Consider the following 13,736-nt stretch of genomic DNA (forward strand, 5'->3'; position numbering starts at 1 on the left):
GGCTCAGCCCGCCGTCTCGGCTTCGGCCGGGGCCTTGTAGAGCGCGCCGCCTTTCATGATCATCTTCAGGCGGTCCTTGTCCTGCAGGATCGAGACATCCTGCGCCGGATCGCCATCAACCAGCAGCAGGTCGGCCAGATAGCCTTCGCGCACCAGCCCGACATCCAGGCCCATGAGTTCGCCGCCATACTGGGTAGCGGCCTGCAAGGCCTCCGCCGGCGTGAAACCGAAATGCTTCACGAAGTGCTCCAGATCGCGCGAATTGCGGCCGTGGGGATTGAACGGAAAGCCATAGTCGCCGCCGATCAGGACACGCACGCCCCGTTTCTTCAGCTCTGGAACAAGCTTGCCTTCCCGTTCCATGCGTTCGGCCGCACTCGCCTTCATGTGTGCCATGTCGACATGCGGCGGCGGGCTGGCTTCAAGAGCGGCGACCGAAACGCCCGGACCCGGCGCGTAGAAGAAGTGGTCCTTTTCGGCCGCCATGCGCTCGATGGCAGCCTCATCGGCGAACGAGCCGTGATAGAGAATTCGCGCGCCGGCATCGAGCGCCATACCGATCGCTTCCGGCGAATAGACGTGACAGGCGATCCACAGACCCGCTTCGCGTGCCGCCTCACCCGCTGCCATCATTTCATCACGGGTATAGAGAACATCCTTTGCCGAGCCGGGCTTGAGGGCGTCCTCGCCGGAAACGACGAGCTTGATCGACTTGACGCCCTCGTCCTTGCAGTAGGCGACAAAGGCCTTCATTGCATCGGGGCCCCGCCCATTGAATACATCGCCCGTTTCCACGCCCTCCGCCCCTTCCGGGCTGCGCTCCAGCGTGGACGGGACAAGCCGAGGGCCGGGAGTCTGCCCTGCCTCGATCGCCGCCGTCAGATCAGGCTCTATCCGGTCACCCAGCGCGCCGGCTGAATAGAGACTGGTAAAACCGTGGTCGAGCAGCACCCGGGCATTGCGCCAGGCGGCGGCTTCCAGTTCCTCGGGCGGCAAAATGAACTGGTGGTAGATCTTCTCAAGCGAAGAGGCCCACGTCAGATGGGTGTGGGCATCGACCATGCCTGGCATGAGCGTCATGCCCATGCCTTCGATCACTATATCCGCGGCTGGCAGATCATCTTCGCTGCCGGGGAAAATGGAGGCGATGCGCTCACCATCGACCAGAACGGATCCCGCGAAGGCCGCCGTCCCGGTTCCGTCAAATATCCGGACATCCCGGATAAGGGTGCTCATCTTGCCTCTCCCAGACATTACGTTGTTGAACCGGGTATGAGCCAATTCACAGGCAAAGAAAAATAATGAATTTTTCTATGTTCATAGCCATAGGCTATGCAAAAATCACCTCCAGCAGCGCTTTTGCCACCACCGAGAGGCGCGCGGACTTGAGCTTGCGAATGCCGATGCTGCGCTGAAATCTGGCTTCGCGGATTTCGACAGCGCGCAGGACACCGATCGACAATTCGGCTGATGCGACCTGCACCGGAAGCACTGTGATGCGCCTGCTGCCCCGGACGATCGCCTTGGTGCTCAGCAGCGAATCGCACCGGATCGCGCCTTGCGGCACGGCGACTTCGGCGGCCATGAACAGCGCATCCACCTGACGGCGAAACGCCCCCCGCGCTTCGGGCAGAACCCAGGGCATACCGGCCACATCCCTGAGCGAAACCTCGCCCGGCAGATCATGGTTTGCCGGGCCGACAATAAGCGCAAAGGGGTCCTGTGACGCAGTCAGTTCCTCCATATCGTCGGGTGGCGCTTCAAGCCCTGTCGTCACGAAGGCCAGTTCGATCTCACCCCGGCGCAGCATCTCGCCCAGGTCCGCATCGGGCCTTTCGACAACCCGCAGATCGAATTGCCCGATACGATCTTCCAGTTTCGCCACGGAAGCCGGCAGCAGACTGACCAGCGCTCCAGGCGTGCCGCCAATGCGCAAGGGACCGCTGATCCGGGCACCGGCCAGACGCATCTGGGCCTCCGCGTCGATCAGCAGGTTCTCCATGGCCTCGGCCCGCACCTGCAGCGCTTCGCCAGCGGGGGTCAGCGTAATCCCATTGCGCGAGCGCTCGAAAAGCACGGCTCCCGCCGCTCGTTCCAGTTGCGCGATGGCATTGGACACCGATGGCTGCGAAATGTTGAGAAGGCGGGCGCCGCCCGTGATCGAGTTGGCCCGACAAACGGCGAGGAAGACCCGCAGGCCGCGAGGATCGATCATGGCACTCCTACCCGGCAGGGACATCCTGCTCCAAGACGACTAGAGCCTTGCCGGCAGGCTGCGCAAGTACGGGAGCGCCCGGGACATTCAGGCGGAAGCGCACGCCTTCCGGCCTGGGCCGATGTATTTTGACCTGGCGTCCACGCCGCCTAGTCAGCAATCTGCTCACGATAGGGCAGCGCGGCCAGCGCTCCCGCAGCGGCGAGTGAGCCACATGCCATGATGCCTGCGAGCCACGGCAGGCTCACGCCATTTGCCAGAAGGAAGCCTGCGACGATCGGGCCTAGTGCCGCTCCTCCCCGGCCGAACCCAATAACCATGCCCGTCCCGCTGGCACGCAGCCGAGCGGGTTAACTCTGGGCTCTGACTCACATTTGCTGATGGCGATACTCATGCGCCGACCATTCTTGCCTGCAGCAGATCAAGTTTCGCGCGCCCATACATCTGTCGCTTGATCAGTTTGAGGCGCGTAATCTGCCCTTCGGTCTGGCCGTTCGACCATGGTGAGACGATTGCGTTTCGGACCGCAACCAGGTCCTTCTCAACACCATTGACGAAGGACGCGACGAGGCTGCCCTTGGCACTCTTGACCCAGCCATCCAGCTTCGCGGCCGACTTTGATCGGATCATGGATTGGAAGTCACCGATCGCTTTGCGCGCTGCGACCAATTCAGGGACGTTGTTTTCGATCACCGCCACCAGGACTGCTTCGGATTTGGCCAGTCCTTCCTGGGCTGAGGTCATGAGACGTGCTAGAACCCGCGCCGAAGGCGTGCGCATAAGGCCGCTTTGATTGGCTTTCTCGGCGAGACGACGGCGTTGCGCCCACTGCGATACAACGCCACTCTGGCCCACAAAGCCTTCCGCACGCATCTCACGCCAAAGTGCCAGAGCGTTGCGGGCACCGGCCACCCATTGCTCGTTCAACCACGGCAACCAGCTGTCCAAGGAGCTTGGCCGGGTACGGAAAACGTCCAGTCGCTGTCCGCGCAGAACATCACGAACGAGCTTTCGGCTATGACCTGTCTGCCGGACAATTTGCCGGATGGACGTGCCACTCTTGGCCAATTGCTGGATTGCCTCGTTGGTTTCCTGCCGCCGGACGTAGCCTTCGTACTGCAGTTTCTCGGCATAGGTGAGAAGTTTGGGGTCGACCACATTGCTGCCGACTGCCTGCCTGATCTGGCGCATGGATTTGCTGACTGCGTCCAGAAACGCTCGGCTGGAGTTTTCCATGAGATGCCAACGATCGGCAACTTGCTCGGCAGCAGGCAGTCCTCTTGCGATCGCTTCACCATAGCCTCCGCCCCGGTCTCGGGCGACAATCGATATCGACGGACGTTTGGCAAGCCAGGCTCGCGTCGTCTCCAGTGCCCGATCCGGCAACAAGGTGACCGGCTTCCGCCGCTCCAGATCGCAAACAATCGTTCCGTAGGTCTGGCCACGCCGGAAAGCGAAGTCATCAATGCCAATGACATGGAGCTCGTCATGCCGATTGGCGGCGCGCCGCCGTACCACCCGCAGCAGGGTGTCCTTGCTCACGGGCATCATCAGGCGACTGGCAAATTCGGCTCCAGGTCTGCCACCGAGCGCCAACCCAAGGTGGTGCACAATCGTCTCAAGACGCTGAGTACGTCGGCCATATCGGGCCAGGACGCCCGCATCGAACTGCTCACAGAAAATGCGGCGGCCGCAAATAACGGTGTCACACCAAAAGCGGCGCGCCAGGATCGTGAGAACGACGCGGCGCCCAGCAAGTGGGAGATCCGACGGCCGGCGTACATACCGGCTCTGAACCCGTCGGCTTGGACGCCCGCAATCCGGGCAATCACCTGAACTACGCTGTGAGCGGAGCATGATCTGGAAATCATCTCCGACGCTTTGCACTGATACAACCGCAAAGCCTTCCGGAGCCAGACGCGCACGTTGAAATCGACCATGCATGGCAGATCCTCCCAATGATGCCGGAGGAACTTACCCCCAAAAGCAGCAAATGTGAGTCAGAGCCACTTCTCGATGGAAATCCCGGGTCAACTCTCAGTGGAAATCAACACTCATAGCTCTGGATCAGATCAATCAAGGCCTTCACTACATCTAATTTCATCTTCAAGATCTTTTTTGTGAGAAATCTATGACCATGTAAGGAGATGTACTCAACGGCCGGACGCATGCGCAATTTCTGAATTTGGCGTCCCGAAGGCCGAGATTTACAATTGACGGGTCGAACGCTGATCTTCACCCCCTCTGGGCGCTATGCAAACATTCACCAGCACGGCAAACTGTAGACAGCCTTAATAACCAAATTCTCGCAAGTGGGCTCCTTTTTGGGCGACGTCGCGCAGTGCTGGAAAATTTGTCAGCACGATTCCACCTGCCTCCATTGAAACCCAGCCCTTTCGCTGAAATTCCTGCAGTATCCTGTTCACGGTCTGGCGCGCAGCGCCCACCATCGATGCGAGCTCTGATTGTGATATCTTGCGCGAAAGGGGGATTCTTCCGGATTGGGGCACCCCGAAAGTGTCACCGATGTCCACCAATCTCTGTGCCAACCGAAAGGCCACGTCATCCAGCGCAGCGCCTGCGAAATAGTCACTGAGTAACCGCATGTGACGCGACAGGAGCCTTAGTAAGGCATCGTTCATTTCCGGATAATCCCGCCGAATGGCACTGATCGCGCTACGACTGATCACCTGCAATTCAACCGAATCGAATGCTTCTGCGGTTTGTGGCCGCAACTCGCCATCGACGAGGCTGCTGGTGCCAAAGCACGCGCCGGGCCCAAAGAACGTGAAAAGCAAGTCGCGACCGTCCGGTCCGATGACGGACAGGCGAACCGAACCGGCAAGCAGCCGGTACATCTCGTCGCCGGGATCGGATTGCGCGTATATGATGCGGCCCGCCGGCATCCTTACGATCCGTGCCGCAGCCTCGAAAGCCTTCCGGCAGTCCTCCGACAGCCACTGCATCAGGTCAAAGAGGGCATAGCGCTCTGTCATCGGGCGACTTTCGAACAGGCGCCCGGTCTTATCAAGCTCCGATATGTGGACGCACCAGTTCACGATTGAGATCGTCAGGACATGTCGCACCCGAAAGGACCATGCAGCGATCAAATTCGTCGCGCAGGATGTCGATGGCACGTGAGACGCCCGTGCTGCCCGCCGCCGCCAGCCCGTAGAGATAGGGACGCCCGATCGAGACGGCGTCGGCGCCCAGGGCCAGTGCCTTCAGGATGTGCGATCCCCGCCGGATGCCGCCATCGCAAATGATCTTCATCCGCCCGCCAACGGCGTCGGCGATCGGGGCGATCTGGTCGATCGGCGCGGCGGCGGTATCGATCTGGCGCCCGCCATGGTTGGACACCATTACCGTGTCGGCTCCGGATTCCAGGGCCGTGACGGCGTCACCGGGATGAAGGATGCCCTTCACTGCCAGCGGGCCACCCCACTTGCCCGCAAGCCATTCGACGTCCTTCCAGGTCACGGTACGGTCGAACTGACCGGCAACGTAATCCTGCAGCGTCGTGGGGCCTGCCGACATGGCGGCAACCCGGTGCGCGACATTTACGAAATCGAACTTGCTCCCGAACAGCGCGGGCAGAGACCAGCGCGGCTTTGCAGCGAAGCCGAGGAACCCGCGCATGGTAAGCCGCGGCGGCAGGCTGAGGCCATTGGCCAGATCCCGCTCGCGCTTGCCGCCGACAAGCGTATCGGCGGTCAACACCAGACCGTCGTATTTGCAGGCGCGCGCGCGCTCCACGAATTCCTCGGTAAGACCGCGATCCTTGAAGATGTAGATCTGGAACAGTTTCGAGCCCGGCACCGCATCGGCGAAATCCTCGATCGTCGTGGTACCCAGGGTCGACAGGCAATAGGGCAGGCCGGCCGCCGTGGCCGCGCGGGCAACCCCCAGCTCCGCCTCTTTGTGAAACAGCCGGGTCAGCCCTGTCGGTGCCAGCATGACCGGAAATTCGATGCGGCGGCCGAATATTTCCGTCTGGCTGCTGACCTGCGATACATCCATCAGCATACGCGGGATAATATCATAGCGATCGAACGCCCGCGTCGCATCATGAAGGGACAGTTCGTCCTCCGCCCCGCCATCGATGTAATCGAACACCGGCAGCGGCAAGGCCGCCTTTGCCGAACCGCGCAGCCCCGAAATATTGTGCCATTTCTTCATCGTCATCGCCTTTTCTCCCGCTCCGGGAGTTAACCGCGATCCGCGGCTGGCGCTGTCACCTGGATGACAGCGCAACGGCGCAGCCCGGCCTATGCCAGGAGGGTGGAGAGACAAATCATGACACAAGCATCCCCCGTTTCGCTGGACGACAAGTGGACCGTAACGCGCGGCCGCATCATGCTGAACGGCACGCAAGCACTGGCCCGCGTGCTGCTTGCCCAGGCCTGGCTGGATCGCCGTGCCGAGCTGAACACCGCTGGCTATATCACCGGCTATCGCGGCTCACCGCTTGGCAATGTCGATTCGACCCTATGGTCGATCGGCAAGCGGCTTGATGATGCCGGCATTCGCTTTCAGCCCGGCGTGAACGAGGACCTCGCGGCAACGGCAGTCGCCGGAACGCAGCAGATCGAACAAGTGCCGGGCGCAAGGTATGACGGCGTTTTTTCCGCCTGGTACGGCAAGGGCCCCGGCGTCGACCGGGCAGGCGATGCCTTCAAGCACGGGCACTACGCCGGAACGAGCGCCAGGGGCGGCGTCGTCCTGTTCTACGGCGAGGATCATGCCGGAAAGTCCTCGACGGTATCCTATCAAAGCGAGCAGGCGCTCGCCGCCAATCTCATCCCGTCATTCTATCCGGCCGACGCCGGCGAGATCCTGCACTACGGCCTGCTGGCGCTTGCCCTGTCCCGCCACAGCGGCCTGTGGACCTCGGTCAAGTGCGTGAACGAGGTGGTCGAGCAGACCGCAACGGTCGATATCGACCTGGACGGGTTTTCTCCCCGGCTGCCGGACATCGTCAATGCCCCGCCGGAAGGACTCCATGCCGGGTCGCGCCCGTTCAACCCCCTGCGCGCGGAACAGATCGTCATCGAGCACCGGCTGCCCCAGGTCATTCCCTTCGTCCGCGCCAATGGGCTGGACCGCGTGATCTTCCGGTCGGATGCGCCGCGCCTTGCCATTGTCAGCACGGGCAAGAGCCACGGCGATGTGCTGCAGGCGCTTGACCTGCTCGGCATCGGCAAGGAGCGGGCCCGGTCACTGGGCATTTCGCTCTACAAGGTCGGCTGCATCTGGCCTCTCGACGGCGAAACGCTGGCGGATTTTGCCGAAGGGCACGAAACGCTTCTGATCGTGGAGGAAAAGAAGAGCTTCATCGAAGCGCAGATCGCACGCACGCTGGTCGGCCGCAGCGGCGCGCCGCGCCTGATCGGCAAGACCGGCGAGGACGGCGGCACGCTGCTGTCCTCGGTGCTGCAGCTGGAGCCCGCTGATATCGCAAGCGTCATCGCCGGACGGCTGGAACGTCTGGGCGTCATCGCCGATGGACCGGCTTTCGCGAATGCGCCGATGGGATGCCTGCCCATGGCCGCGCCCCAGGCGCAGATGCCAAGGCGCAGCCCGTTCTTCTGCTCGGGCTGCCCCCACAACCGCTCCACCCGCGTGCCGGAGGGCAGCCTGTCGATGACCGGCATCGGTTGCCACACAATGGTGCATTTCATTCGCCCCAAGGAGGCCATGCTTGGCCTGCAGATGGGCGCGGAGGGGGCGAACTGGATGGGCTTGGCACCCTTCACCGACACCCCGCACATATTCCAGAACATGGGCGACGGGACGTACTATCATTCCGGACTGCTCGCGATCCGGGCGGCGGTCGCTTCAGGCGTGAACATCACCTACAAGATTTTGTACAACGATGCCGTGGCCATGACGGGCGGACAGCCGGTGGATGGCCCCTTGTCCGTTTCCGAAATCGCGCAGCAAGTCCGCCACGAGGGCGTGAAGCGCATTGTGGTGCTGAGCGATAATCCCGGCCACCACCGCAAGGACAGCAACTTTCCGCCCGATGTCACAATTGCCCACCGCGAAGAGCTGGACAATATCCAGCGCGAACTGCGGGAAACCAGCGGCTGCACCGTCCTGATCTACGAGCAGACCTGTGCCGCGGAAAAGCGGCGGCGGCGCAAGCGCGGCAAGTTCCCGAACCCGGCAAAGCGGATGTTCATCGCCGAGGATGTCTGCGAGGGTTGCGGTGATTGCTCGGTGCAGTCCACCTGTGTCAGCATCGTGCCCAAGGACACCGCCTTTGGCCGCAAGCGGGCGATCGACCAGTCCAGCTGCAACAAGGACTACAGCTGCAACGACGGTTTCTGCCCTTCGTTCATTACGGTGCATGGCGCGGAGCCGCGCAAGCCCCGGGGGGTCTCGCTTGATGACAGGCTGTTTGCCGGCCTGCCGCAGCCTGCGGTCGCATCGGGCGCCTGCAACATCATGGTGGCGGGCATAGGCGGCACCGGGGTTATCACGGTCGGCGCCCTGATCGGCATGGCCGCGCATATCGAGGGGCGCGCCGCGTCGCTCTATGACATGACCGGACTGGCGCAGAAGAACGGCGCCGTGTTCAGCCACATCCGCATCGCCGAGACCCCTGCGGATATTCATGCCCAGCGGCTGGGGCGGGGTGAGGCGGACCTTGTTCTGGCGTTCGACCTCGTTGCCGCGCTGCAACCGGAATCGGATACGACCATGACCCGCGGCCGCACCCGCGCGATCGCGAACGAGGCCGTCGTCCCCACGGCGTCCTTCCAGATGGACCGTGAAGCAGTACCCGAACCCGAAGTCCTGCTGGCACGGCTGAATGAACGCATCGGCCCTGATGCAATGACCGTCATGGATGCCTCGAACCTGGCGCTCAAACTGCTGGGCGATACGATCGGCGCCAATCTGATGGTCGTGGGCATGGCAGCCCAGCAAGGGCTGCTGCCGGTCAGCACGAGCGCGCTGGAACAGGCCATCGCGCTCAACGGCGTGGCGGTGAAGTTCAACACCAATGCCTTCCGCCTGGGCCGGCTGTTCGCCGCCGATCCCGACGCCGTTCGCGCCATGGTCCCCGAAAGCGGCAATCAGGCGCCTTTGCCCGAGACGGTGGACGAACTGATCGCCCATCGCAGCGCACATCTTGCCGCCTACCAGAACGAGGCGCTCGCCGCCCGGTACCGCAAGCGGACCGGCGAAGTGCGGGATATCGAAAACGGCATCATCCCCGGCTCCGAAGTGCTCACGCGGGTCTTTGCGCGCAACTATGCCAAGCTGCTGGCGATCAAGGATGAATACGAAGTCGCGCGGATGCTGACCGACCCGGCGCTTCATGCCCGGATCGGCGAGACTTTCGACAATGGCGCCCGCATCGCCTTCAACATGGCTCCCCCGCTCCTGCCGGGCAGGATGCCGAACGGACGCCCCCGCAAGCGCGAATTTCCGGGCTGGCTCGCGATGCCCGTGCTGCGCCTGCTGAAGTCGCTTAACGGGCTGCGTGGCAGCGCTCTGGATATCTTCGGCCATACTGCCGAGCGCCGCTCCGAACGCGCGCTTCTGGCCCACTACGAGGCTTTGACGGAGCGTGTTCTCGCCAGGCTGACCCGCGCGAACTTTGCCGATACCGTTGCCCTGCTGGACGAAGTTGCGGCAGTTCGCGGCTTCGGCCCCGTGAAGGAAGCGGCATTGGCAGCTTACCACCGCAAGATCGAAGCGGCCGAACACAGGCTCAATGCCGTCCGCCCCGCGTCACCGGCAGACCGCATGATGCCGGTGACGGTTGAAACAGACTGATAAAAACAGACCGGGTGAGGATCGAAGATGGACCAACCGCAAGGCAGCGCTTTTGCCAGACCGCTCGCCCCGGCCGTCGTGTCGGAGCTGCGCGAAGTGCTGGGCGGCCGGCTGCAATTGAGCGAAGCCATTCGCCAGCAGCATGGCTCGTGCGAAGCGCATTTCGAGACGATGCCGCCCGATGCCGTCGCCTTTCCCCATTCGACCGAGGAAACCGCGAGGCTCGTCCAGATCTGTGCGCGGCACGCCATTCCGGTCATACCCTATGGCGCGGGCAGTTCCCTGGAAGGGCAGGTCGTGGCGACAACCGGCGGCTTGTGCATCGACCTTTCCGAGATGAACCGGATCGTCGCAGTTCATGCCGCCGACCTCGACTGCACCGTTCAGGCCGGGGTGACGCGGGAACAGCTCAATGAATACCTGCGCGATCAGGGCCTGTTCTTTCCCATAGACCCCGGCGCCAATGCGACGATCGGCGGCATGGCCGCCACGCGCGCGTCCGGCACCAACGCCGTGCGTTATGGTACGATGCGCGACGCCGTGCTGTCGCTGACGGCAGTGATGCCGGACGGGCGTATCGTGCGCACCGCACGCCGCGCGCGCAAATCGTCGGCCGGATACGACCTGACCCGCCTGCTGATCGGGTCGGAAGGCACGCTCGGCATCATCACAGAGGTCACGTTGCGCCTGCACGGCATTCCCGATGCGATTTCGTCCGCGGTCTGTGCCTTCGATACCCTGCAGGGGGCGGTCGATACCGTGATAACCGCCATTCAACTGGGCGTTCCGGTTGCCCGCATCGAACTGGTGGACGAAGTGGGGATCGGCGCGATCAACAGCTACGCCAAGCTCGATCTGGAAGAGAAACCGACGCTCTTCTTCGAGTTTCACGGCACCAAGGCTTCCGTCGATGAACAGGTGGAAATCGTGCGCGAAATCGCCATCGACCTGGGCGGCGGCGAATTCGTCTGGTCCAACCTTTCCGAGGAACGCTCGCGGCTGTGGAAGGCGCGGCATCAAGCCTATTACGCGGGCCTTTCGCTTCGTCCCGGATCGACGGGCTGGGCCACGGACGTTTGCGTGCCGATCAGCCGCCTCGCCGACTGCATCCTCGAAACCCGGGCCGATCTCGACACGACGCAGATCCCCACGCCCATCGTCGGCCATGTCGGCGACGGCAACTTTCACGTTCTCTTCGTACTCGATCCGGCAAGCGAAGAGGAAGCTGCAGAGGCCGCCCGGCTCAACGACCGGCTGGTCGCCCGTGCGCTGGCGATGGACGGCACCTGCACCGGCGAACATGGAATCGGACTGGGCAAGCAGCAATGGCTGATCGAGGAGCACGGGCCGGGCGTGGACATTATGCGCCTGATCAAGCGTGCGCTCGATCCGGGCAATCTGTTCAATCCCGGAAAGATATTCGCCATGCCGTGATGAGGGCGGTTGCCATGCGGCAAGCCGTGAGTGCGATCAGCCGCGTTCCGGAATGCCCGCATCGCCACCGCCAGCCTCAGCATTGCGCGGCTCAAGCAGCAGGAGCAGCACGACGCCCAGGCCAAGCGCGGCTCCCGTCAGGGCCGTGCCGCTCCATCCGAAACGCACGTAAGTCCAGACGCCCACGACCGAACCGGCGGCACCGCACGAATAGATCAGCGACATGTACATGGCGTTGACCCGCCCGCGCACTTCCGGCGCGACTTCAAGAACGATCAGGCGAGAAAACGTCTGGCTCGCCTGAATGGCCCCGTCGATGAGGATCGCCATAAGCGCCATCACGGCGGGGACCAGTACCCTTTCCGCCCAGATCGAGCCGAGGAAGGCCGCCGCTACCGACAAGGCGGCAACGATCGTTCCGCTATGGCTCAGGCCGCGATCCGCGCAGCGGCCCGCAAGAGGCGCGGCGATGACACCGCCGACCGCCACGAGCGCGAACAGGCCGACGGCGGCTTGCGACAAGCCGAAGGCATCGTGAAGCATAAGGGGAATAGCGGCCCAGAACATCGTGAAGCTGCCGAACAGCATCGCCTGATAAAGGGCCCGGCGGCGCACCAGCCGCTCATTCGCGAAGATCGAGACCATCTGCCTGAGGTTCAGGTAGCCCTTGCCCCCGGCTGCATGGCGCGTGGGCATGAACCGGGCAAGCAGAACGGATACGGCAGCAACCGCGGCCCCCGACACCCAGAATATCGTGCGCCAGCCGAAAGCATCGGCACAGAAAAGCGCCACCGGCCGCGCCAGCATGACGGCCAGCAGAACACCTGCCGAGACCGTGCCGATCACTTTCCCGCGGCGCCTCCCATCGACGAAATCAGCGAGCAGAGGCACGAGCACCTGCGCCACGCTGGCACACAGTCCCGTCAGCAGCGATGCGGCCAGAAACGGCCAGGCTGAAGGCGCTGCCGCCAACCCGATTGTTCCCAGTACCACGAGCCAGATGCAGATGAGCACCAGCCGCTTGTTCTCGACGAAATCCGCCAGCGGCACGATCAGGAACAGCCCGAGCGCGTATCCGATCTGGATAGCGCTCACCACGCTCCCTGCCCATGCCGGATCGATAGCCAGATCCTGCCCGATGGACCGGGCAAGGGGCTGCGCGAAATAGAGATTGGCAACCAGCGTCGCCGTGGTGATCCCGATCGCCGGAACCAGCGCTGGCGAAACCGCCGGTATCTTGTCCATCGCTTCGATCTTGACCATCATTGGCATCGCCCCGGTGCCGGATCACCATTCGCAAAAACCGATCCGGCCCCGGGGCGAACCCCCTCATATCACTTGCGCGCAGCAACCTTGTTTTCGATCATGCCGATGCCTTCGACTTCGCAGCGCACCACATCGCCTTCCTGAAGGAACACGGGCGGCTGCATCGCCACGCCGACGCCTTCGGGCGTACCGGTCGCCAGCAGATCGCCCGGCTTCAGGGTGAAGGCGGTCGACAGATATTCAATCTGCTGCGCCACGCTGAACAGCATGTTCGCGGTATTGCTCTGCTGGCGCACTTCTCCGTTGACGAGGCAGCGCAAGTCGAGGGCCTGCGGATCGGGAATTTCATCGGCGGTCACAATCCACGGGCCGATCGGGCCGTGCGTATCGAAGGACTTGCCGATCGTGAACGTCGGGCAGTGGCGCTGCCAGTCGCGCGCCGAAAAATCGTTGGCGACCACATAACCGAAGATATAGCCCAGCGCGTCGCCCGCCTTCACGTTCTTGGCTTCACGCCCGATCACGACGCCCAGTTCGACTTCGTAATCCAGCGCTTCGCTCACACCCGGATCCACGTCGTCGTAAGGTCCGGCGATGCAGGTGATCTGCTTGTTGAACCAATACTGGTACTGGGGCTTTTCCACGCCAAGGCGCTGGGCTTCCGCCACGTGCTTGCCATAATTCATGCCGATCGCAAGATAGTTGGCGGGATGATACGGTGCCAGCAGTCGCACGTGCGCAAGCGGGACATGCGGCGCGACCCCCGCGGTGGCGGCACGCACGGCGGCCAGGGCTTCCTCGCCGCCGGCGATGATCGCTTCGATGTCGCGAAACGCGCAATTGGTCCGCGAAAGATCGACAATACCGCCATCGACTACGACACCGGCCGAAATCGTGCCGTCATGATCAAAGCGCGCAAGTTTCATCGTGAAATACTCCTGTTCAGGAACCACAGCCGCCCGGCATGTGATAAATCTCTGGTGCAGCCGCGCAGCGAATGCGGCGCGGCTTCGATACATGGCCGGTGCACCGG

10 protein-coding genes are annotated in these 13,736 nt (G+C 62.9%); 2 read left to right on the plus strand and 8 right to left on the minus strand.

Translation table 11 applies throughout. The annotated features are described in order from the left end of the window. Positions 1 to 3: 3 nt before the first annotated feature. The 6 genes from MTR64_RS19345 to MTR64_RS19370 form a co-directional block, all read right to left on the minus strand. Positions 4 to 1,236 carry an amidohydrolase family protein gene (locus MTR64_RS19345; RefSeq protein ID WP_243996182.1) on the minus strand — a complete coding sequence of 411 codons (1,233 nt, stop codon included), beginning with the start codon at positions 1,234 to 1,236 and terminating at the stop codon, positions 4 to 6. Between the two features lie 94 nt (positions 1,237 to 1,330). Next, entirely contained in the window at positions 1,331 to 2,215 is an 885-nt protein-coding gene (locus MTR64_RS19350) for a LysR family transcriptional regulator (RefSeq protein WP_243996183.1), read from the minus strand. A 149-nt stretch (positions 2,216 to 2,364) separates the two neighbouring features. Next, positions 2,365 to 2,535, minus strand: coding sequence for a hypothetical protein (locus MTR64_RS19355; protein WP_268741033.1), 171 nt, complete (start codon positions 2,533 to 2,535; stop codon positions 2,365 to 2,367). A gap of 70 nt (positions 2,536 to 2,605) precedes the next feature. After that, positions 2,606 to 4,159, minus strand: a complete 1,554-nt coding sequence (locus MTR64_RS19360; protein ID WP_243996184.1) for an ISL3 family transposase — start codon at positions 4,157 to 4,159, stop codon at positions 2,606 to 2,608. Positions 4,160 to 4,506: 347 nt separating this feature from the next. After that, positions 4,507 to 5,211 carry a Crp/Fnr family transcriptional regulator gene (locus MTR64_RS19365; RefSeq protein WP_243996185.1) on the minus strand — a complete coding sequence of 235 codons (705 nt, stop codon included), beginning with the start codon at positions 5,209 to 5,211 and terminating at the stop codon, positions 4,507 to 4,509. A gap of 31 nt (positions 5,212 to 5,242) precedes the next feature. Next, the gene (locus tag MTR64_RS19370) at positions 5,243 to 6,400 is read right to left on the minus strand and encodes an alpha-hydroxy acid oxidase (RefSeq protein WP_243996186.1); all 1,158 of its coding nucleotides are present in this window, start codon (positions 6,398 to 6,400) and stop codon (positions 5,243 to 5,245) included. Positions 6,401 to 6,511: 111 nt separating this feature from the next. On the opposite strand from MTR64_RS19370, the gene MTR64_RS19375 reads away from it, so the two are divergent. Both MTR64_RS19375 and MTR64_RS19380 read left to right on the plus strand, forming a co-directional pair. Then, on the plus strand, positions 6,512 to 10,003 hold the full coding sequence (locus tag MTR64_RS19375) for an indolepyruvate ferredoxin oxidoreductase family protein (protein ID WP_243996187.1): 3,492 nt from the start codon (positions 6,512 to 6,514) through the stop codon (positions 10,001 to 10,003). A 27-nt stretch (positions 10,004 to 10,030) separates the two neighbouring features. Then, positions 10,031 to 11,437, plus strand: a complete 1,407-nt coding sequence (locus MTR64_RS19380; protein WP_243996188.1) for an FAD-binding oxidoreductase — start codon at positions 10,031 to 10,033, stop codon at positions 11,435 to 11,437. Positions 11,438 to 11,473: 36 nt separating this feature from the next. Here the strand turns inward: MTR64_RS19380 and MTR64_RS19385 are convergent, their stop codons facing one another. Together MTR64_RS19385 and MTR64_RS19390 are read right to left on the minus strand one after the other, a co-directional pair. Further along, positions 11,474 to 12,700 carry an MFS transporter gene (locus MTR64_RS19385; RefSeq protein ID WP_243996189.1) on the minus strand — a complete coding sequence of 409 codons (1,227 nt, stop codon included), beginning with the start codon at positions 12,698 to 12,700 and terminating at the stop codon, positions 11,474 to 11,476. A 71-nt stretch (positions 12,701 to 12,771) separates the two neighbouring features. Then, on the minus strand, positions 12,772 to 13,629 hold the full coding sequence (locus MTR64_RS19390; RefSeq protein ID WP_243996190.1) for a fumarylacetoacetate hydrolase family protein: 858 nt from the start codon (positions 13,627 to 13,629) through the stop codon (positions 12,772 to 12,774). Positions 13,630 to 13,736 lie beyond the last annotated feature (107 nt).

Source organism: Novosphingobium album (ex Hu et al. 2023) (assembly GCF_022832385.1).
Classification (GTDB): domain Bacteria; phylum Pseudomonadota; class Alphaproteobacteria; order Sphingomonadales; family Sphingomonadaceae; genus Novosphingobium; species Novosphingobium album.

What these genes read in the sequence shown, in the direction of transcription:
- MTR64_RS19390 (WP_243996190.1), bottom strand. Translation starts at nt 13,629, where the DNA reads ATGAAACTTGCGCGCTTTGATCATGACGGCACGATTTCGGCCGGTGTC.
- MTR64_RS19370 (WP_243996186.1), bottom strand. Translation starts at nt 6,400, where the DNA reads ATGACGATGAAGAAATGGCACAATATTTCGGGGCTGCGCGGTTCGGCA.
- MTR64_RS19360 (WP_243996184.1), bottom strand. Translation starts at nt 4,159, where the DNA reads ATGCATGGTCGATTTCAACGTGCGCGTCTGGCTCCGGAAGGCTTTGCG.
- MTR64_RS19355 (WP_268741033.1), bottom strand. Translation starts at nt 2,535, where the DNA reads ATGGTTATTGGGTTCGGCCGGGGAGGAGCGGCACTAGGCCCGATCGTC.
- MTR64_RS19365 (WP_243996185.1), bottom strand. Translation starts at nt 5,211, where the DNA reads ATGACAGAGCGCTATGCCCTCTTTGACCTGATGCAGTGGCTGTCGGAG.
- MTR64_RS19385 (WP_243996189.1), bottom strand. Translation starts at nt 12,700, where the DNA reads ATGGTCAAGATCGAAGCGATGGACAAGATACCGGCGGTTTCGCCAGCG.
- MTR64_RS19345 (WP_243996182.1), bottom strand. Translation starts at nt 1,236, where the DNA reads ATGAGCACCCTTATCCGGGATGTCCGGATATTTGACGGAACCGGGACG.
- MTR64_RS19375 (WP_243996187.1), top strand. Translation starts at nt 6,512, where the DNA reads ATGACACAAGCATCCCCCGTTTCGCTGGACGACAAGTGGACCGTAACG.
- MTR64_RS19350 (WP_243996183.1), bottom strand. Translation starts at nt 2,215, where the DNA reads ATGATCGATCCTCGCGGCCTGCGGGTCTTCCTCGCCGTTTGTCGGGCC.
- MTR64_RS19380 (WP_243996188.1), top strand. Translation starts at nt 10,031, where the DNA reads ATGGACCAACCGCAAGGCAGCGCTTTTGCCAGACCGCTCGCCCCGGCC.